The 20030-nt window shown below is 60.6% G+C and carries 15 protein-coding genes and 1 pseudogene; 14 read left to right on the forward strand and 2 right to left on the reverse strand.

What is annotated here, in order from left to right:
* Positions 1-24 precede the first annotated feature (24 nt).
* From KFS80_RS10960 to KFS80_RS11025, 14 genes are all read left to right on the forward strand, one after another.
* Entirely contained in the window at positions 25-993 is a 969-nt protein-coding gene (locus tag KFS80_RS10960) for an ABC transporter substrate-binding protein (protein WP_053116616.1), read from the forward strand.
* Positions 994-1076: 83 nt separating this feature from the next.
* Positions 1077-1928, forward strand: coding sequence for an ABC transporter permease (locus KFS80_RS10965; RefSeq protein WP_008080600.1), 852 nt, complete (start codon positions 1077-1079; stop codon positions 1926-1928).
* Positions 1925-2755 carry a quaternary amine ABC transporter ATP-binding protein gene (locus KFS80_RS10970; protein ID WP_053116617.1) on the forward strand — a complete coding sequence of 277 codons (831 nt, stop codon included), beginning with the start codon at positions 1925-1927 and terminating at the stop codon, positions 2753-2755. The genes KFS80_RS10965 and KFS80_RS10970 overlap by 4 nt, the downstream gene beginning before the upstream one ends.
* A gap of 140 nt (positions 2756-2895) precedes the next feature.
* On the forward strand, positions 2896-4419 hold the full coding sequence (hutH, locus tag KFS80_RS10975; protein WP_212544805.1) for a histidine ammonia-lyase: 1524 nt from the start codon (positions 2896-2898) through the stop codon (positions 4417-4419).
* Between the two features lie 118 nt (positions 4420-4537).
* Positions 4538-6070 (forward strand): histidine ammonia-lyase, encoded by a 1533-nt coding sequence (gene hutH, locus KFS80_RS10980; protein ID WP_053116619.1) that lies wholly within the window; start codon positions 4538-4540, stop codon positions 6068-6070.
* Positions 6071-6316: 246 nt separating this feature from the next.
* Positions 6317-7522 (forward strand): imidazolonepropionase, encoded by a 1206-nt coding sequence (gene hutI, locus KFS80_RS10985; protein ID WP_212544806.1) that lies wholly within the window; start codon positions 6317-6319, stop codon positions 7520-7522.
* A gap of 10 nt (positions 7523-7532) precedes the next feature.
* Positions 7533-8336: an N-formylglutamate deformylase gene (gene hutG / locus KFS80_RS10990; protein WP_212544807.1), complete on the forward strand. Its 804-nt coding sequence runs from the start codon at positions 7533-7535 to the stop codon at positions 8334-8336.
* A 251-nt stretch (positions 8337-8587) separates the two neighbouring features.
* Positions 8588-9559 (forward strand): prolyl aminopeptidase, encoded by a 972-nt coding sequence (gene pip, locus KFS80_RS10995; RefSeq protein WP_053116622.1) that lies wholly within the window; start codon positions 8588-8590, stop codon positions 9557-9559.
* Positions 9556-9993 carry a D-aminoacyl-tRNA deacylase gene (dtd, locus tag KFS80_RS11000; RefSeq protein WP_212544808.1) on the forward strand — a complete coding sequence of 146 codons (438 nt, stop codon included), beginning with the start codon at positions 9556-9558 and terminating at the stop codon, positions 9991-9993. Before pip ends, dtd begins: the two co-directional genes overlap by 4 nt.
* Before the next feature lie 366 nt (positions 9994-10359).
* Entirely contained in the window at positions 10360-12138 is a 1779-nt protein-coding gene (locus tag KFS80_RS11005; protein ID WP_178124148.1) for a glucan biosynthesis protein G, read from the forward strand.
* Positions 12131-14701, forward strand: a complete 2571-nt coding sequence (gene mdoH, locus KFS80_RS11010) for a glucans biosynthesis glucosyltransferase MdoH (protein WP_212544809.1) — start codon at positions 12131-12133, stop codon at positions 14699-14701. Before KFS80_RS11005 ends, mdoH begins: the two co-directional genes overlap by 8 nt.
* A gap of 521 nt (positions 14702-15222) precedes the next feature.
* Positions 15223-16020, forward strand: coding sequence for a transporter substrate-binding domain-containing protein (locus KFS80_RS11015; RefSeq protein WP_034152980.1), 798 nt, complete (start codon positions 15223-15225; stop codon positions 16018-16020).
* A 138-nt stretch (positions 16021-16158) separates the two neighbouring features.
* Positions 16159-17118 (forward strand): amino acid ABC transporter permease, encoded by a 960-nt coding sequence (locus KFS80_RS11020; protein WP_053116625.1) that lies wholly within the window; start codon positions 16159-16161, stop codon positions 17116-17118.
* Complete coding sequence (locus tag KFS80_RS11025; protein WP_064117071.1) at positions 17111-17845, forward strand: amino acid ABC transporter ATP-binding protein; 735 nt, start codon at positions 17111-17113, stop codon at positions 17843-17845. Before KFS80_RS11020 ends, KFS80_RS11025 begins: the two co-directional genes overlap by 8 nt.
* A gap of 123 nt (positions 17846-17968) precedes the next feature.
* Here KFS80_RS11025 and KFS80_RS27295 read toward each other — a convergent pair whose 3' ends face one another.
* Positions 17969-18841 carry a methyl-accepting chemotaxis protein gene (locus KFS80_RS27295; RefSeq protein ID WP_371262351.1) on the reverse strand — a complete coding sequence of 291 codons (873 nt, stop codon included), beginning with the start codon at positions 18839-18841 and terminating at the stop codon, positions 17969-17971.
* A pseudogene (locus tag KFS80_RS27300) lies at positions 18824-19885 on the reverse strand (methyl-accepting chemotaxis protein); the annotation flags it as partial. The gene KFS80_RS27295 and the pseudogene KFS80_RS27300, both read right to left, overlap by 18 nt.
* Positions 19886-20030: the final 145 nt, after the last annotated feature.

Here is a 20030-nt window from a genome sequence, read left to right on the forward strand (position 1 = left end):
TTCATGATTAGGAGCGTCACAACAATGAAATCGAACAAGACCCTGCTGACCACATTGCTGTCCATGGGCCTGCTGGCCAGTGCCGGTGCGACGCAAGCCGCCGGCTGGTGCGAATCGGGCAAACCGGTGAAGTTTGCCGGCCTGAACTGGGAAAGCGGCATGCTGCTGACCGACGTCCTGCAAGTGGTGCTGGAGAAAGGTTACGACTGCAAGGTCGACAGCCTGCCGGGCAATTCCATCACCATGGAAAACGCCCTGAGCAGCAACGATATTCAAGTGTTCGCCGAAGAGTGGGTCGGCCGCAGCGAGGTCTGGAACAAGGCCGAGAAGGCCGGCAAGGTCGTCGGTGTCGGCGCACCTGTGGTGGGCGCTGTGGAAGGCTGGTACGTGCCGCGCTACGTGATCGAAGGCGACGCCAAGCGCAAGCTGGAACCGAAAGCCCCGGACTTGAAAAACATCGCCGATCTGGGCAAATACGCCGCCGTGTTCAAGGATCAGGAAGAGCCGTCCAAGGGCCGTTTCTACAACTGCCCGGCCGGCTGGACTTGTGAACTCGACAACAGCGAAATGCTGAAAAGCTACGGCCTCGAAAACAGCTACACCAACTTCCGCCCAGGCACTGGCCCGGCGCTGGATGCGGCAGTGCTGTCGAGCTACAAGCGTGGCGAGCCGATCTTGTTCTACTACTGGTCGCCAACCCCGCTGATGGGCCAGGTTGACCTGGTCAAACTCGAAGAAAAACCCGGCGTCGACAAGTCCGTGAGCATCAAGGTCGGCCTGTCCAAGACCTTCCACGACGAAGCCCCGGAACTGGTCGCCGTGCTGGAAAAGGTCAACCTGCCGATCGACCTGCTGAACCAGAACCTGGGCCGCATGGCCAAGGAACGTATCGAGTCGCCAAAACTGGCGAAAATCTTCCTCAAGGAACATCCTGAAGTCTGGCATGCGTGGGTCAGTGACGACGCAGCCAAGAAAATCGACGCGGCGCTGTAGGTCGATACCTCCCGGCTAACCGCGAGGCAGGCCGGGAGATATGCCGTAAACGCTTGATTGAGATTTCTGATTGAGAGCCGCTTATGTTTCCCGAGAGCTTTACCTTTTCCATCGCCGACTGGGTCAACGGTTGGGTCGATTCGCTGGTCACCAACTACGGCGATGTGTTCCGCCACATCTCCGACACCCTGCTGTGGGCCATCGTCAACCTTGAAGGCATGCTGCGCGCAGCGCCGTGGTGGCTGATGCTGGCGATCGTCGGTGTGATCGCCTGGCACGCCACGCGCAAAGTGGTGACCACTGCGGTCATCGTCGGTTTGTTGTTCCTCGTCGGCGCGGTCGGCCTGTGGGACAAACTCATGCAAACACTGGCGCTGATGATGGTCGCGACGATCATTTCGGTGCTGATCGGCATCCCGCTGGGGATCCTTTCTGCGCGCAGCAATCGCCTGCGCTCGGTGCTGATGCCGCTGCTCGACATCATGCAAACCATGCCAAGTTTCGTCTACCTGATTCCGGTGCTGATGCTGTTCGGCCTGGGCAAGGTGCCGGCGATTTTCGCTACCGTTATCTATGCTGCGCCACCGCTGATTCGCCTGACTGATCTGGGCATTCGTCAGGTTGACGGCGAAGTGATGGAAGCGATCAACGCGTTCGGCGCCAACCGCTGGCAGCAACTGTTCGGCGTGCAACTGCCGCTGGCCCTGCCGAGCATCATGGCCGGGATCAACCAGACCACCATGATGGCCCTGTCGATGGTGGTGATCGCCTCGATGATCGGCGCCCGTGGTCTGGGTGAAGATGTGTTGGTGGGGATTCAGACCCTCAACGTCGGACGAGGTCTTGAGGCCGGTCTGGCGATCGTGATTCTCGCAGTGGTCATCGACCGCATTACTCAGGCGTACGGTCGGCCACGGCATGAGGTGAGCAAATGAGCAACGCAACCGTGAGCAAGATCGAAGTCAAAAACGTCTTCAAGATTTTCGGCAACCGCGCCAAGGATGCGCTGGCCATGGTCGGTCAGGGCAAGACCAAGGATCAGGTGTTGAGCGAAACCGGTTGCGTGGTCGGCGTTAACGACCTGTCGCTGAGCATCGGCACCGGCGAGATCTTCGTGATCATGGGCCTCTCGGGTTCGGGCAAGTCGACACTGGTGCGCCACTTCAACCGGCTGATCGACCCAACCAGCGGCGCGATCCTTGTCGACGGCGTCGACATCCTGCAATACGACATGGAAGCCCTGCGCGAATTTCGCCGGCACAAGATCAGCATGGTGTTCCAGAGCTTCGGCCTGCTGCCGCACAAAACCGTACTCGACAACGTCGCCTACGGCTTGAAAGTGCGCGGCGAGAGCAAGCAAATGTGCGCAGAACGCGCGCTGCACTGGATCAACACCGTGGGCCTGAAGGGCTACGAAAACAAATACCCGCACCAGCTCTCCGGCGGCATGCGTCAGCGTGTTGGTCTGGCCCGGGCCTTGGCGGCAGACACCGACATCATCCTGATGGACGAAGCGTTCAGTGCCCTGGACCCGCTGATCCGCGCCGAGATGCAGGATCAGTTGCTGGAGCTGCAGAAGACGTTGCACAAGACCATCGTGTTTATCACCCACGACCTTGATGAGGCGGTGCGCATTGGTAACCGCATTGCGATTCTCAAGGATGGGCGGTTGATTCAGGTCGGCACGCCACGCGAGATTCTGCATTCGCCGGCGGATGAGTACGTTGACCGATTCGTTCAGCGGCGTGCGGCAGTAGTCTGACGCTCGTTCCCACGCTCTGCGTGGGAATGCATCCCGTGACGCTCCGCGTCACACTGCACAGAGCAGAAATCGGGACGCGGAGCGTCCCAGGCGGCATTCCCACGCAGAGCGTGGGAACGATCTAGCTCAAGAGGTTTTAGATGTCCCAGGCTGAAAAAATCGTTATCACCGGCGCTCCTCTGCGTTGGCAGGACGTGGTTGCTGTCGCCCGTCACGGCGCTCAACTGGAGCTGTCGAGCGACACCTGGGCGCGCATCGAAAATGCCCAGGCCATCGTCCAGCGCATCGTCGCCAGCGGCGAGCGGGCCTATGGCGTCAACACCGGTCTGGGCGGTTTGTCCAACGTTTCCCTGAAAGACCAACAACTCAGCCAGCTCTCGCGCAACACTTTGCTCAGCCACGCTTGCGGCGTCGGCCCGGTACTCGCCGACGAGCAGACCCGCGCGATCATCTGTGCCGCCATTCACAACTACAGCCACGGCAAATCCGGCCTGCATCGCCGGGTCGTCGAAGGGCTGCTGGCGCTGCTCAATCGTGGCATCACCCCGCAAGTGCCGTCGCAAGGTTCAGTCGGCTATCTGACGCACATGGCGCACATCGGCATCACGCTGCTCGGCGTCGGCAACGTCAGCTATCGCGGGCAGATTATCTCCGCACAACAAGCGTTGGCCGAAGAAGGTCTGCAACCGGTGCAACTCGGGGCGAAAGACGGTTTGTGCCTGGTCAACGGCACGCCGTGCATGACCGGGCTCAGCTGTCTGGCGATTGCCGATGCCACGCGGCTGGTGCAATGGGCCGACGTCATCGGTGCGATGAGTTTCGAAGCGCAGCGCGGTCAGATCGACGCCTTCGATGCCGAGATCATCGCGCTGAAACCGCATCCGGGCATGCAGCAGGTCGGCATCAATTTGCGCGCGTTGCTCGATGGCAGCGAAGTGATTGCGTCGAGCAAAGGCATTCGTACGCAGGATGCGCTGAGCATTCGTTCTATCCCGCAAGTACACGGCGCGGCGCGTGATCAACTCGACCATGCGATCAAGCAGATCGAAGCCGAACTCAACGGCTGCACCGACAACCCGCTGTTGCTGGGCACGCCGGATAATTTCCGGGTGATGTCGCAAGCCAATCCGCACGGCCAATCGGTAGCGATGGCGGCGGATTTGCTGGCGATTGCCATGGCTGAAATCGGCTCGATCGCCGAGCGTCGCCTCGATCGTCTGGTCAACCCGCACGTCAGCGGTTTGCCGGCATTTCTGGTGGCCAATCCGGGGGTGAACTCGGGGATGATGATCGTCCAATACGTCGCCGCGTCGCTGTGTGCGGAAAACCGCCAATTGGCGCAACCGGCGGTGCTCGACAACTACATCACTTCCGGTTTGCAGGAAGACCATCTGAGCATGGGCACCAACGCCGCGCTGAAGCTGCATCGCGCGCTGGAAAACTGCACGCAGATACTCGCCATCGAATATCTGCTGGCGGCGCAGGCGTTTGAATTCCTCAAGGTACAACGCTTCGGCGCCGGCACTGACCGCGCGTGGCGACTGCTGCGCGAAACGGTTCCGGCCTACGATCAGGATCGCTGGCTGGCGCCGGATATTGCCGCCGCCGCGAGCGTGTTGAAAAAACCGAATCTGCTGCACAACGTTCTATCGAATTTGCATTGAAAAACTACCCTGCCAGCGTGCCAAGGCGCCGGATGCCCACAAGGCTGAAAGCGACGGATAACGGAATGCTCCGGAGCGAATGGCAAGTTAATAACAAACTCTCAAAAGGAGCATTTAAATGACTGCGCTGAACCTGATTCCCGGCCAACTGAGCCTGGCCCAACTGCGTGACGTCTACCAGAACCCGGTCAAGCTGACGCTCGACAACAGCGCCTCGGCGCAGATCGAAGCCAGCGTCGCTTGCGTCGAGCAGATCCTCGCCGAGAACCGCACTGCCTACGGCATCAACACCGGTTTCGGCCTGCTGGCCTCGACGCGCATCGCCAGCGAAGACCTGGAAAACCTGCAGCGCTCGCTGGTGTTGTCCCACGCCGCCGGTGTTGGCGTGCCGATCAGCGATGAGCTGGTGCGTCTGGTCATGGTGCTCAAGGTCAACAGCCTCAGCCGTGGTTTCTCCGGTATTCGCCGCGTGGTGATCGATGCGCTGATCGCGTTGATCAATGCCGAGGTTTATCCGCACATTCCGTTGAAAGGTTCGGTGGGTGCGTCGGGCGATCTGGCGCCGTTGGCGCACATGTCGCTGGTGCTGCTGGGCGAGGGCAAGGCACGCTACAAAGGCGAGTGGATGGAAGCGGTTGAAGCGCTGAAAGTCGCGGGTCTGACGCCGCTGACGTTGGCAGCGAAAGAAGGTCTGGCGCTGCTCAACGGTACTCAGGTTTCCACCGCGTTCGCGCTGCGTGGGTTGTTTGAAGGTGAAGATTTGTTTGCCGGCGCGTTGGCGCTGGGCGGTCTGACGGTTGAAGCGGTTTTGGGTTCGCGTTCGCCGTTCGATGCACGCATTCATGCGGCGCGTGGCCAGAAAGGTCAGATCGATGCGGCTGCGGCTTATCGTGATCTGCTCGGTGAGCGCAGTGAAGTCTCCGATTCGCATCAGAATTGCGAAAAGGTTCAGGATCCGTACTCGCTGCGCTGCCAGCCGCAAGTCATGGGCGCCTGCCTGACCCAGTTCCGTCAGGCCGCTGAAGTGCTGGCGGTTGAGGCCAACGCGGTTTCCGATAACCCGTTGGTGTTTGCCGCTGAAGGCGACGTGATCTCTGGCGGTAACTTCCACGCCGAACCGGTGGCCATGGCCGCTGACAACATGGCATTGGCCATTGCCGAAATCGGCTCGCTGAGCGAACGCCGCATCTCGCTGATGATGGACAAGCACATGTCGCAACTGCCGCCGTTCCTGGTGGCCAATGGCGGCGTGAACTCCGGATTCATGATTGCGCAGGTGACCGCAGCGGCGCTGGCCAGCGAGAACAAAGCGTTGTCGCATCCGCATTCGGTGGACAGTCTGCCGACCTCGGCTAACCAGGAAGACCACGTTTCCATGGCGCCGGCGGCGGGCAAGCGTTTGTGGGAAATGGCCGAAAACACCCGGGGGATTCTCGCGGTGGAATGGCTGGCGGCGGTGCAGGGGCTGGATCTGCGTAACGGTCTGAAGACCTCGGCGAAGCTGGAACAGGCGCGAGCGATTCTGCGTAAGGAAGTGCCGTTTTACGAGAAAGACCGGTTCTTCGCGCCAGATATCAATGCGGCGACTGAGTTGTTGGCTTCGCGCTGCCTGACCGAGCTGGTTCCGGCGAAGCTGCTGCCTAGTTTGTAATTGGATTTTCAGGGGGAGCTTCGTCGTTGCTGAAATCGCCCCCCCTCACCCCAGCCCTCTCCCCCAAGGGGGAGAGGGGGAAGGGAGCCGACCTTCATCGTTTTCAGAACCTGAGTTCGGCTCAGAACTTTCAGGTCGGTGTACCTCGACAGAACAACCCGGTCAGTCCCCTCTCCCTCCGGGAGAGGGCTAGGGTGAGGGGCTTTTAGAGGCCACCCACCAAACCAACCCCAACGGAGGCCAACAGTGAAAACCCTCTGGCAACACTGCCACGTCGCAACCATGGCGCAAGGCGTCTACTCGATCATCGAGGATGCGGCCATCGTGACGTCCGGTGCGCACATCGAGTGGATCGGCCCGCGCAATCAACTGCCGTCCGGCGAATACCCGGCGGTCAATGATCTGCAAGGCGCGTGGGTCACCCCCGGCCTGATCGACTGCCACACCCACACGGTGTTCGGCGGCAACCGCAGCGGCGAATTTGAAAAGCGTCTGCAAGGCGTCAGCTATGCCGAGATCGCGGCGTCCGGCGGCGGCATCGCCAGCACCGTGCGCGCTACGCGTGAAGCGACGGAAGACGAGCTGTTCGCCAGCGCCGCCAAACGCCTGAAAAGCCTGATGCGCGACGGCGTGACCACGGTCGAAATGAAATCCGGCTACGGCCTCGATCTGGTCAACGAACGCAAAATCCTCCGGGTCATCCGTCGCCTCGAAAAACAGCTGCCGATCAGCGTGCGCAGCACTTGTCTGGCCGCCCACGCACTGCCGCCGGAGTACAAGGATCGCGCGGACGATTACATCGATCTGGTCTGCAACGAAATGCTCCCCGCGCTCGCCGCCGAAGGTCTGGTCGATGCCGTGGATGCGTTCTGCGAATACCTGGCCTTCTCGCCGGAGCAGGTCGAGCGCGTGTTTATCGCCGCGCAACAACTCGGTCTGCCGGTGAAGCTGCACGCCGAACAATTGTCCTCGCTGCACGGCTCCAGCCTCGCCGCGCGCTACAAGGCGTTGTCTGCCGATCATCTGGAGTTCATGGACGAGGCCGACGCCATCGCCATGGCCGAAGCCGATACCGTCGCCGTGCTGCTGCCGGGCGCGTTCTACTTTCTGCGCGAAACCCAGTTGCCGCCAATGGACGCCCTGCGCAAGCACAAGGTGAAAATCGCCATTGCCAGCGACCTCAACCCCGGCACTTCGCCGGCGCTGTCGTTGCGGCTGATGCTGAACATGGCCTGCACCTGTTTCCGCATGACCCCGGAAGAGGCCCTGGCCGGTGCGACGATTCATGCCGCGCAAGCACTGGGCATGGCCGACACTCACGGTTCGCTGGAAGTCGGCAAGGTTGCGGATTTCGTCGCCTGGCACATCGATCGTCCGGCGGATCTGGCCTATTGGCTCGGTGGTGATCTGGACAAACGCGTCGTCCGTCACGGCGTCGAATCAAGTCTGTAGGAGAGCGGTTGTGGATAAGGTTCTGAACTTCAAACAAGGTCGCGTGCCGTTGCTGATCAGCATGCCTCACGCTGGCGTGCGCCTGACGCCGGCGGTGGAAGCCGGGTTGATCCCTGACGCGAAAAGCCTGCCGGACACTGACTGGCACATTCCGCAGCTGTACGACTTTGCCGAAGAGCTGGGCGCGAGCACGTTGGCGGCTGAGTATTCACGATTCGTCATCGATCTGAATCGACCGTCCGACGATAAGCCGCTATACGCCGGGGCGACCACCGGGCTGTACCCGGCGACGTTGTTCGATGGCATTCCATTGTTTCGCGAAGGGCACGAGCCGTCGAAGGAGGAACGCGCGACGTATCTGGAGCAGATCTGGACGCCGTATCACCGCACCCTGCAAGAAGAGTTGGCGCGATTGAAGGCCGAGTTCGGCTACGCGTTGCTGTTCGATGCGCACTCGATCCGTTCGATCATCCCGCACCTGTTCGACGGCAAGCTGCCGGACTTCAACCTCGGCACCTTCAACGGCGCCAGTTGTGATCCGCAACTGGCCAGTCAGCTCGAAGCAATCTGCGCCGGCCACAGCCACTACAGCCATGTGCTCAACGGCCGCTTCAAGGGCGGTCACATCACCCGGCATTACGGCACCCCGGCCGAGAACATCCACGCGGTGCAACTGGAGTTGTGCCAGAGCACCTACATGGAAGAGTTCGAACCGTTCCGCTACCGCGCCGACCTGGCCGAGCCGACGCAAGTCGTGCTCAAGGAACTGCTACAAGGCTATCTAGCCTGGGCAAAGTCTCACTACACCGGCTGATCCACCCTTGTAGGAGCTGCCGAAGGCTGCGATCTTTTGATCGTTCCCACGCTCCGCGTGGGAATGCCTCTTGGGACGCTCCGCGTCCAGTGACGCGGAGCGTCACGGGCTGCATTCCCACGCAGAGCGTGGGAACGATCAACGATCAGGCTCCGGAGCATGCTCATTGACGTAAATCGGGTTTATGATGCCCAACGGCAGAATAATAGAAGTCCCCCCAGGGATGACCTCGACCCCTTACGGAGCGCGCAATGCAGACTTTGTTTCCGCAGATCAAACCTCACGCCCGGCACGATCTGGCTGTCGATGACACCCACACGCTGTACGTCGACGAAAGCGGTTCACCCGAGGGTTTGCCGGTTGTGTTCATTCACGGTGGCCCCGGCGCCGGTTGCGACGCGCAGAGCCGGCGCTATTTCGATCCGAATCTGTATCGCATTGTCACTTTCGATCAGCGCGGTTGCGGTCGCTCCACGCCGCACGCCAGTCTGGAAAACAACACCACCTGGGATCTGGTCGCCGACCTTGAGCGCATCCGTAAACACCTGGGCATCGAAAAATGGGTGCTGTTCGGTGGCTCGTGGGGTTCGACGCTGGCGCTGGCCTACGCGCAAACTCACCCGGAACGTGTTCATGGTCTGATCCTGCGTGGGATCTTTCTCTGCCGTCCGCAGGAAATCGAGTGGTTCTATCAGGCCGGTGCCAGCCGTCTGTTCCCCGATTACTGGCAGGACTACATCGCGCCGATCCCGCTGGACGAGCGCGACGATCTGCTCAGCGCTTTCCACAAACGCCTGATCGGCAACGACCAGATTGCGCAGATGCACGCGGCCAAAGCCTGGTCGACGTGGGAAGGGCGCACCGCGACCCTGCGGCCGAACCCGCTGGTGGTCGATCGTTTCTCCGAGCCGCAGCGCGCGCTGTCGATTGCACGGATCGAATGCCACTATTTCACCAACAACGCGTTCCTTGAACCGAACCAGTTGATTCGCGACATGGGCAAGATCGCGCATTTGCCGGGCGTGATCATTCACGGTCGTTATGACGTGATCTGCCCGCTCGACAATGCCTGGGAACTGCATCAAGCCTGGCCGAACAGTGAATTGCAGGTGATCCGCGACGCCGGCCACGCCGCCTCCGAACCGGGCATCACCGATGCACTGGTGCGCGCGGCCGGCAACATGGCGCGACGCCTGCTCGACCTGCCGCCCGAAGAAGCATGAAGGGCCTTTTGCAGCGCGTCAGTAACGCGCGGGTCGAAGTGGCAGGCGAGGTGGTAGGCGCGGTCGATCAAGGTTTGCTGGTGCTGGTGGCGGTCGAACCCGACGACACGCGTGCCAGCGCCGACAAACTTCTGCATAAGCTGCTTAACTATCGGGTATTCAGCGACGCCGAGGGCAAGATGAACTTGTCCCTGGCGGATGTTGGCGGCGGGTTGCTGCTGGTCTCTCAGTTCACCCTCGCAGCCGACACCAGGAGCGGGTTGCGCCCGGGTTTTTCCAGCGCAGCACCTCCGGCCCTGGGCGAGGAATTGTTCGACTATCTATTAGGCAAAGCGAAACAGATGCATGGCACTGTGGCATCAGGTAGATTCGGCGCGGATATGCAGGTGCACCTGGTCAATGATGGCCCGGTAACCTTCCTGTTACAGACCTGAAAGCGCTTGAAACATCTTTTTAAGGGCGTTTCGACTGAAAACAGGCATTTTTCGCGATAAATACTTGGTTACCCCCGATGCTTTGTCATGCGGGCTACTAGATAATCGCGCGCTACGGGGATCAGCGTTCGTTGGTCCGTTTTGACTTAGGTAGAGACTTGTCCGGAGCCGATTGGGGAATCATTTTGCCCCAGCGGAGTCGGAACAATGCTCGCCAACTTGGCAAGAGTGTTCTGGAAGGTCGGTTTTTCACTGCCGAAAACCCTACAGGCACTTCATCTGGCCGTTGGTTTATTGATCTGTTTTCGGCGAGGGTTGCTCGTGATTGTTAGTCCCTGTAATGCAGCAAAATTGTCTGCCAAACGCATGCGAAGTGCTCTGGTAGCGGGCTCGGCGCTCCTGTGCCTGCTCAGCGCCGGTCAGCTTTGGGCGTTCAATCTTGACGATGTATCGGCCAAGGCAAAAGAGCTGGCCGGGCAGAAGTTCGAAGCCCCGCGCAGCAACCTGCCGAACGAGTTCCGCGACATGAAGTTCGCGGACTATCAAAAAATTCGCTTCCTCACCGAAAAGGCTGAGTGGGCTGATCAGAAGACCCCGTTCAAGTTGTCCTTCTATCACCAGGGCATGCACTTCGACACGCCGGTCAAAATCAACGAAATCACGGCGAACACCGTCGAAGAGATCAAATACGATCCGACCCGCTTCGATTTCGGCGACCTGAAATTCGATCCTAAGGCCACTGAACAACTGGGTTATGCCGGTTTCCGTGTGCTGTACCCGATCAACAAGGCTGACAAGCAAGACGAAATCATGACCATGCTTGGCGCGAGCTACTTCCGCGTCGTCGGCAAGGGTCATACCTACGGTCTGTCGGCCCGTGGTCTGGCGATCGATACCGCATTGCCGTCTGGTGAAGAATTCCCGCGTTTCCGCGAGTTCTGGATTCAGCAGCCGAAGCCGGGCGACAAGCATCTGGTGATCTTCGCCTTGCTCGATTCGCCACGCGCCACCGGTGCCTACCGTCTGATCCTGCGTCCGGGCAGCGACACCATTGTCGACGTCAAAGCGCAGATGTTCCTGCGTGACAAGGTCGGCAAACTGGGCATCGCACCGCTGACCAGCATGTTCCTGTTCGGCGCCAACCAGCCGTCGAAAGTCCTCAACTATCGTCGTGAACTGCACGACTCCAGCGGTCTGTCGATCCATGCCGGCAACGGCGAGTGGATCTGGCGTCCGCTGAACAACCCTAAACACCTGGCCGTGAGCAACTTCAGCGTCGAAAACCTGCGTGGTTTCGGTCTGCTGCAGCGTGGTCGCGACTTCAGCCACTACGAAGACCTCGACGATCGCTACGACAAGCGTCCAAGCGCCTGGATCGAGCCGAAGGGTGACTGGGGCAAAGGTACCGTTGATCTGGTAGAAATTCCGACCGCCGACGAAACCAACGACAACATCGTTGCGTTCTGGAGCCCGGAAAAAATGCCGGAGCCGGGCCAGCCGCTGGACTTCGCTTACCGCATGCACTGGACGATGGACGAAGCGGCGATTCACGCGCCGGACAGCGCCTGGGTTTCGCAGACTCTGCGTTCGACCGGTGACGTCAAGCAATCGAACCTGATCCGTCAGCCGGATGGCAGCGTTGCTTATCTGGTCGATTTCGAAGGTCCATCGCTGGCGGCCCTGGCCCCGGACGCTGACGTTCGCAGTCAGGTCAGCGTCGGCGACAACGCCGAACTGGTCGAGAACAGCGTGCGCTACAACCCGGAAACCAAGGGCTGGCGCTTGACCCTGCGGATGAAAATCAAAGACGCAGGCAAGTCGACCGAGATGCGTGCCGCACTGGTTCAGCCGGTGGTAACGGCTGATCTGGCCAAGTCGTCGGTACCGGCGTCCAACTCGTCCGTGGCCAAGGCCGACAAGGTTGCCGCCAAGCAACAAGAGAAAGAAGACAAGGAAGCCAAGGCAGCCGAGGCCAAACAGGCTCAACAGGCCGATGCCAAGCCCGCTGCAGATGCCAAGGACAAGGCCAACAAAGACGCCAAGCAGCCTGTAGCTGCGGACGCGGCCCCAGCCACACCGGAATCGGCGCCGACTGAAGAAGTCATCACCGAGACCTGGAGCTATCAGTTGCCTGCCGATGAGTAACTCTCAAGTACAGCCAGAGACTCTGTCCGAGTATCTGGCGCATCTGCCGATGACCGACGAGCAGCGCGCGGAACTCGCGGGCTGCCAGTCGTTCAGCGAGTTGCATGAACGCCTGTCGTCCTCGACGTTCGACGCCCCTGCCGAAGCCGCCCAGGCTTCGGTGGGCAAGCGCCTGACGCTGAGCACGGCTGAAGAACTGGAAGAAGCGGAAATGCTGGTGCTCGACGCCAGCGGTCGGGTCAGCCTCAAGGCGACCCCGCCGATCCGCCGCACCAAGGTGGTTCCGGAGCCGTGGCGCACCAATATTCTGGTGCGTGGCTGGCGCCGTCTGACCGGTCGCACCAACCCGCCACAGCCGCCGAAGGACGAAAACGTTCTGCCGGCGGCGCGCTGGCGCACCGTTGGTTCGATCCGTCGCTATATTCTGCTGGTGCTGATGCTCGGCCAGACCATCGTCGCTGGCTGGTACATGAAAGGCATCATGCCGTACCAGGGCTGGTCGTTCGTCGATCTCGACGAAGTCCTGCACCAGCCGCTGCTGCAAACCGCCACGCAAGTGCTGCCGTATGCGCTGCAAACCAGCATCCTGATTCTCTTCGGGATTCTGTTCTGCTGGGTGTCGGCCGGTTTCTGGACGGCGCTGATGGGCTTCCTCGAGTTGCTCACCGGTCACGATAAATACCGTATCTCCGGCAAAAGCGCCGGCAACGAGCCGATTGCCAAAGACGCGCGTACCGCGCTGGTAATGCCGATCTGCAACGAAGACGTACCGCGCGTATTCGCCGGTCTGCGCGCTACGTTCGAATCGGTCGCGGCTACCGGTGATCTGGATCGCTTCGACTTCTTCGTCCTCAGCGACAGTAACGACACCGATATCTGTGTTGCCGAGCAACAGGCCTGGCTGGACGTCTGCCGCGAGGCCAAAGGCTTCGGCAAGATCTTCTACCGTCGTCGTCGCCGTCGGGTGAAGCGCAAGAGCGGCAACCTCGACGACTTCTGCCGTCGTTGGGGCGGTGACTACAAGTACATGGTTGTGCTCGACGCCGACTCGGTCATGAGCGGCGAGTGCCTGACCAGTCTGGTGCGCTTGATGGAAGCCACGCCGGATGCCGGGATCATCCAGACCGCGCCGCGTGCGTCGGGCATGGACACCCTGTATGCGCGCATGCAGCAGTTCGCGACCCGTGTGTACGGCCCGCTGTTTACCGCTGGTCTGCACTTCTGGCAGTTGGGTGAATCCCACTACTGGGGTCACAACGCGATCATCCGCATGAAGCCGTTTATCGACCACTGCGCCTTGGCGCCGTTGCCAGGTAAAGGGGCGTTCTCCGGTGCGATCCTGTCTCACGACTTCGTTGAAGCGGCGCTGATGCGCCGTGCCGGTTGGGGCGTGTGGATTGCCTACGACTTGCCGGGCAGCTACGAAGAACTGCCGCCGAACCTGCTCGACGAACTCAAGCGTGACCGTCGCTGGTGCCACGGCAACCTGATGAACTTCCGTCTGTTCCTGGTCAAAGGCATGCACCCGGTGCACCGCGCGGTGTTCCTCACCGGCGTGATGTCGTACCTGTCGGCGCCGTTGTGGTTCTTCTTCCTCGTGTTGTCGACCGCGCTGTTGGCGGTGAACACGCTGATGGAACCGCAGTACTTCCTCGAACCGCGTCAGCTCTATCCGCTGTGGCCACAATGGCACCCGGACAAGGCGATTGCGCTGTTCTCGACGACCATCGTGCTGCTGTTCCTGCCGAAACTGTTGAGCATCATCCTGATCTGGGCCAAAGGCGCGAAAGAGTTCGGCGGCAAGTTCAAGGTGACCCTGTCAATGCTGCTGGAGATGCTGTTCTCCATGCTGCTGGCGCCGGTGCGGATGATTTTCCACACGCGTTTCGTACTGGCCGCGTTCCTCGGCTGGGCCGCGACCTGGAATTCGCCGCAACGTGACGACGACTCGACACCTTGGAGCGAGGCGGTCAAACGCCACGGCCCGCAAACCCTGCTGGGCTTCTTCTGGGCGCTGCTGGTGGTCTGGTTGAACCCGAGCTTCCTCTGGTGGCTGGTGCCAATCGTCGGTTCGCTGATGCTGTCGATCCCGGTGTCGGTGATTTCCAGCCGTGTCGGTCTGGGCCTGAAATCCCGTGACGAGAGCCTGTTCCTCATCCCTGAGGAATACAATCCGCCACAGGCGCTGCTGGCGACCGATCAGTACACCCACGAAAACCGTTACCACGCGCTCAACGACGGCTTTGTCCGTGCGGTGGTCGATCCTCAGCAGAACGCTTTGGCGTGCTCGCTGGCGACTTCCCGTCACGGTCAGGCCGAGCCGATCGAATGGCTGCGTCAGGAACGTGTGCGTCACGCGCTGAAGGTCGGCCCTGCGGGGTTGAACAACCATGATCGTCTGCAATTGCTGAGCGATCCTGTTGCCTTGGCGCGTTTGCATGAGCAGGTCTGGGCGGAAGGTCACGCTGAGTGGCTGGACGCATGGCGCGCTTCGGTGAAAGCCGATCCGCATGCGCCGTTGCTGCCGTTGCAACCGGTGGGCTTGCAGGCGCAACCGGCCTGATGAAGAAACCCCGCGATGTTGCGGGGTTTTTTTTGGCCTGCTGAAAAGCCCCTCACCCTAGCCCTCTCCCGGAGGGAGAGGGGACTGACCGAGTTGGATGTTCGAGATACGCCGACCTGATCTTTCTGCGTTGAATTCATAATCGACTCGATCTTTCAGGTCGGCGTATAGCTTGAGACACCTCGGTCGGCCCCCTCTCCCTCCGGGAGAGGGCTGGGGTGAGGGGACTGATTGGAAGATGCTTCAGAAGTACGCCGACCGATCTTGCTGTGCTGAATCCATAATCGACTCGATTTTTCAGGTCGGCGTATAGCTCGAGACACCTCGGTCGGCTCCCTCTCCCTCCGGGAGAGGGCTGGGGTGAGGGGGAGCGATCTTGATTGTTAAACAAATCGTCCATTAAACCTTGTGCAAAAAAACGAGTGCGTTAGCATCCGTCCCCGAATTGGCGCGCCCGGGCTTTTTTGCCTGTTTCTGTCGGTTTTTCGCGCCGCACACGCAATGGTTTTGGGGACTTGAAGATGAAGAAGTATCTGTCGATGCTGCTGGTCGGCGTCACGGCACTGGTTGCAGTCAATGCGGCGCAGGCTGGCGCAATCGATGACGCGGTCAAGCGCGGCACGTTGAAAGTCGGTATGGATCCGACCTACATGCCGTTCGAAATGACCAACAAGCGCGGCGAAATCATCGGCTTCGAAGTCGACATTCTCAAAGCCATGTCCAAAGCCATGGGCGTCAAACTGGAACTGGTTTCGACCGGCTACGACGGCATCATCCCGGCGCTGATGACCGACAAGTTCGACATGATCGGCAGCGGCATGACCCTGACCCAGGAACGCAACCTGCGCCTGAACTTCAGCGAACCGTTCATCGTCGTCGGCCAGACCCTGCTGATCCGCAAAGAGCTGGAAGGCACCATCAAGTCGTATAAAGACCTGAACACCGCCGACTATCGCATCACCTCCAAGCTCGGCACCACCGGCGAAATGGTCGCCAAGAAGCTCATCTCCAAGGCCAAGTACCACGGCTACGACAACGAGCAGGAAGCCGTGCTCGATGTGGTCAACGGCAAGGCTGACGCCTTTATCTACGACGCGCCGTACAACGTCGTTGCGGTGACCAAGGTCGGCGCCGGCAAACTGGTGTTCCTCGACAAGCCGTTCACCTACGAGCCATTGGCGTTTGGTCTGAAGAAGGGCGATTACGACAGCCTCAACTTCATCAACAACTTCCTGCACCAGATCCACGAAGACGGCACCTACGATCGCATCCATGACAAGTGGTTCAAGAGCACCGAGTGGCTCAAGGACATGGAATAACGCGCATCCGCTGATCGTTCCCACGCTCTGCGTGGGAACGCATCCTGTGACGCTCCGCGTCACGATCAGGCAGGGACGCAGAGCGTCCCGAGCGGCATTCCCACGCAGAGCGTGGGAACGATCATCCGAGAACCTGCAATGAAACAGAAAAAAGCCCAATGGCCTTGGCACGTCCTCACCGTGCTGGTGCTGGTCGGCCTGGCCGGCGCGTTGTATTACGCGACGTCGCTGATGTCCTACGAATGGCGCTGGAACCGTGTGCCGCAGTACTTCGCCTATCAGGCTGAAGAAACCCAGCGCGCCGCTGACATTTCCACGGTCACCGAACTCGTGCGCAAGGGCAGCAGCGCGCAGGTCACCCTGCGCAACGACGCTGGTGACGAGCAGCACCTGACTGTCGACGAGAACAGCCTGCAATTCGCTCAGGGCGACGATGTGGCCGAAGGCGACGTCGTGGGTGTCACTCGCCATTGGGCGGCAGGGCCGCTGTTGTGGGGCCTGTGGACGACGCTTTGGCTGTCGGTAGTGTCCGGGATTCTCGGGTTGCTCATTGGTCTGGTCACCGGCCTGTGCCGGCTGTCGAACAACCCGACCTTGCGCGACCTCTCGACCATCTACGTCGAACTGGTGCGCGGCACGCCGCTGTTGGTGCAGATCTTCATTTTCTACTTCTTCATCGGCACGGTGATGAACCTGTCCCGCGAGTTCGCCGGGATCGCTGCGCTGTCGCTGTTCACCGGCGCCTATGTGGCCGAGATCATCCGTTCCGGTGTGCAATCGATCGCCCGTGGCCAGAACGAAGCGGCACGCTCGCTTGGTCTGAGTGCCGGTCAGTCGATGCGCCATGTGGTGTTGCCGCAAGCGCTGAAACGCGTACTGCCACCGCTGGCCGGGCAGTTCATCAGTCTGGTCAAAGACACCTCGCTGGTGTCGGTGATCGCCATCACCGAGCTGCTGAAAAGCGGCCGTGAAGTCATCACCACCTCGTTCTCGCCGTTCGAAATTCTGTTCTGCGTCGCCGGCCTGTACCTGTTGATCAACCTGCCGCTGTCGAAAATCGCCAGCCGGCTTGAGCGGAGGCTCGCGCAAAGTGATTGAAGTCCGCGAACTGGTAAAAGTCTTCGACACCCGTGGGCAAGTGGTGCGCGCGGTGGATAACGTCAGCACCACGGTCGCCAAGGGCGAAGTGCTGGTGGTGATCGGCCCGTCGGGGTCCGGCAAGTCGACCTTCCTGCGCTGCCTCAATGGCCTGGAGGAGTTCGACTCGGGCTCGGTGAGCATCGACGGCCTGCAACTGGCCGACCCGAAAACCGACGTCAACGCCTACCGCCGCGAAGTCGGCATGGTCTTTCAGCACTTCAATCTGTTCCCGCACATGACCGTGCTGGAAAACCTCTGTCTGGCGCAGAAAGTCGTGCGCAAGCGCGGCAAGAAAGAGCGCGAAGCCAAGGCGATGGAGTTGCTGCAAAAGGTCGGAATTGCACAGAAGGCCAACGAGTTTCCGTCACGCCTGTCCGGCGGTCAGCAACAGCGCGTAGCAATTGCCCGGGCGCTGGCGATGGAACCGAAGGTGATGTTGTTCGATGAACCGACGTCGGCGCTTGATCCGGAAATGGTTGGCGAAGTGCTGGATGTGATGAAGAACCTGGCCGTGGAAGGCATGACCATGGTCTGCGTGACCCACGAGATGGGTTTTGCTCGGGAAGTGGCGGACCGGGTGTTGTTCTTCGATCATGGCAAATTGCTGGAAGATGCTGCGCCGGCGGAGTTCTTTGATGCGCCGAAGGATCCGCGCGCCCAGGCCTTCCTGCGTCAGGTCTTGTAGTAACTGATCGTTCCCACGCTCCGCGTGGGAATGCCGCCCGGGACGCTCCGCGTTCCTTTCATGCATGACGCGGAGCGTCACAGGATGCATTCCCACGCAGAGCGTGGGAACGATCTGTGGGGCTTATACCTTGAAGCGCCCCACCAGCATCTGCAGATGCGTCCCCAACCGCGCCAGCTCAACGCTGGACGCCGCGGTCTCTTCACTCGCCGCCGACGTCTGATCCGATACGTCCCGCACATTCAGTACGCTACGGTTGATCTCTTCCGCCACCGCGCTCTGCTGCTCGGCAGCCGCCGCAATCTGCTGGTTCATCGCCTGAATCGCCGACACCGTGCGGGTAATGCTTTCCAGCGAACCACCGGCACGACGGGTCAGCTCGACGCTGCTGTCGGTCAATGTGCGGCTGTTGTCCATGATCGTCGCCACTTGCTGGGTACCGTTTTGCAGGCCGACGATCAGCTCTTCGATCTCTTCGGTGGACTTCTGCGTGCGCTGCGCGAGACTGCGCACTTCATCGGCAACCACGGCAAAACCACGTCCAGCCTCACCGGCACGTGCCGCTTCGATGGCTGCGTTGAGGGCCAGCAGGTTGGTTTGCTGGGCCACGGATTTGATCACGTCGAGGACGCTGCCAATCTTGTCGCTTTCGCGCTTGAGCTCGCCCATGGCTTCGGTGGAGTGACCGACTTCAACCGCCAGACGCTCGATTTGTGCGATGGCTTCGCCGACGACTTTGTCGCCTTCGCGGGCCTGTTGGTCAGCGGCGACGGCGGCTTCGGAGGCTTCCTCGGCATTGCGCGCGACTTCCTGCACGGTGGCGGCCATTTCGTTCATGGCGGTGGCGACCTGATCGGTCTCGATCTTCTGATTGTTGACCCCGGCGCTGGTCTGCTCGGTCACCGCCGAGAGTTCTTCAGCAGCGCTGGCGATCTGGGTGACGCCGTCGCTGATCCCGCCGATCAGCTCGCGCAGGCCTTGGGTCATGCTCTGCATCGAGCGTTGCAGTTGGCCGAGTTCGTCGCGGCGCTGCGAAACCAGGTTGTGGGTCAGGTCGCCCGCGGCCACGCGCTCGGCGACTTTCAGGGTCTGGTTCAGCGGGATGATGATCTGGCGGGTGATCGCCCACGCGGCCAGCAAGCCGAACGCGATGGCGAGCAGGGTGGCGATGATCAGCATGTTTTTCGCGTGTGCGGCGTCGGTGTCACGCACCACGGTCTGGGAAATGGTCAGTTTTTTACTGGCATCGAGGAGGATATCGCCCTGGGCTGCCATGCGAGCAACGGCGCTCCCGCTGGCGGTTTGCGCGTCGCGGAACTGGCCGACGGCGGCGCGATAGGCTTTCATCGACTCGGCGGCTTGCTGCAGGTTGGCAGTGAACTGTTCCGGCAGTTTCGACGGCAGGCTCTCAAGGGATTTCAAAGCATTTTCGATGGCGTCGAGCGCGGGTTGCTCGGCCTCGGCCTTGCCGCTGTAGGTGTAACCGCGCACTTGATAGCGCGCCTGTTGCAGCAGCTTGCTCAGATCAACCACGCTGTTGAATTGCGCGACGCTGTCACCTTGCAGCAGGCCCTTTTCAACTTCCGAGACTTTGGCCACGGCGTTGTCGGCATTGGCGCCGAGTTTGCTGCGCGCGTCTTCGCGGTGCGTGGTCGCCTGGATCATGTCGGCGAAAGCACGTTTGTACTCGGCGACGGCAGCCAGTTGCTGGTCGACCATGGCGATGTCGGCCGGTTGTTCGATCAGCGTACGCGCGGTTTGCAGGCCGCTGTCGAGTTTGCCGAGCATGTCGTTGACCGCGCCCGGGCCTTGTTCGCCACGGCGTGAATCGTAGTCGACGCGGGCCAGACGCAAGTCTTTGCTGTACTCATTGAGGCTGGAAATAAACCCGAGCTTGTCGCCCCGGCTGATGATGCCGCTCATGCCGGACCAGCCGGTGAAGGTGATCAACAGCGTCAGCAAAAGCACCAGACCGAAGCCGATACCCAGCTTGCGTTTGACGCTGACATTCCCAAGATTCTCGGCTAACCAACGGTACATGCGACAACTCCCCGACCACAAATTGGACTTATGGGGAGCGTATCGGCCGGGTGATGGCAATCTGTAACACCATTTGTCCGGGAAGGCCCTGCGCTCTGGATCTGCTCACCTGCCGATTGCCGACCTGCTGATCCGCTGATCCGCT

The sequence above is a fragment of the Pseudomonas rustica genome (assembly GCF_018336155.1).
In the GTDB taxonomy this organism is placed as follows: domain Bacteria; phylum Pseudomonadota; class Gammaproteobacteria; order Pseudomonadales; family Pseudomonadaceae; genus Aquipseudomonas; species Aquipseudomonas rustica.

Bases quoted from the DNA above. Each gene is read 5' to 3' on its own strand.
- mdoH (WP_212544809.1), top strand. From the start codon at position 12,131: ATGAGTAACTCTCAAGTACAGCCAGAGACTCTGTCCGAGTATCTGGCG.
- KFS80_RS10970 (WP_053116617.1), top strand. From the start codon at position 1,925: ATGAGCAACGCAACCGTGAGCAAGATCGAAGTCAAAAACGTCTTCAAG.
- KFS80_RS27295 (WP_371262351.1), bottom strand. From the start codon at position 18,841: ATGCAGAGCATGACCCAAGGCCTGCGCGAGCTGATCGGCGGGATCAGC.
- dtd (WP_212544808.1), top strand. From the start codon at position 9,556: ATGAAGGGCCTTTTGCAGCGCGTCAGTAACGCGCGGGTCGAAGTGGCA.
- hutH (WP_053116619.1), top strand. From the start codon at position 4,538: ATGACTGCGCTGAACCTGATTCCCGGCCAACTGAGCCTGGCCCAACTG.
- KFS80_RS10965 (WP_008080600.1), top strand. From the start codon at position 1,077: ATGTTTCCCGAGAGCTTTACCTTTTCCATCGCCGACTGGGTCAACGGT.
- KFS80_RS11015 (WP_034152980.1), top strand. From the start codon at position 15,223: ATGAAGAAGTATCTGTCGATGCTGCTGGTCGGCGTCACGGCACTGGTT.
- KFS80_RS11020 (WP_053116625.1), top strand. From the start codon at position 16,159: ATGAAACAGAAAAAAGCCCAATGGCCTTGGCACGTCCTCACCGTGCTG.
- KFS80_RS11005 (WP_178124148.1), top strand. From the start codon at position 10,360: ATGCGAAGTGCTCTGGTAGCGGGCTCGGCGCTCCTGTGCCTGCTCAGC.
- hutH (WP_212544805.1), top strand. From the start codon at position 2,896: ATGTCCCAGGCTGAAAAAATCGTTATCACCGGCGCTCCTCTGCGTTGG.
- pip (WP_053116622.1), top strand. From the start codon at position 8,588: ATGCAGACTTTGTTTCCGCAGATCAAACCTCACGCCCGGCACGATCTG.
- KFS80_RS10960 (WP_053116616.1), top strand. From the start codon at position 25: ATGAAATCGAACAAGACCCTGCTGACCACATTGCTGTCCATGGGCCTG.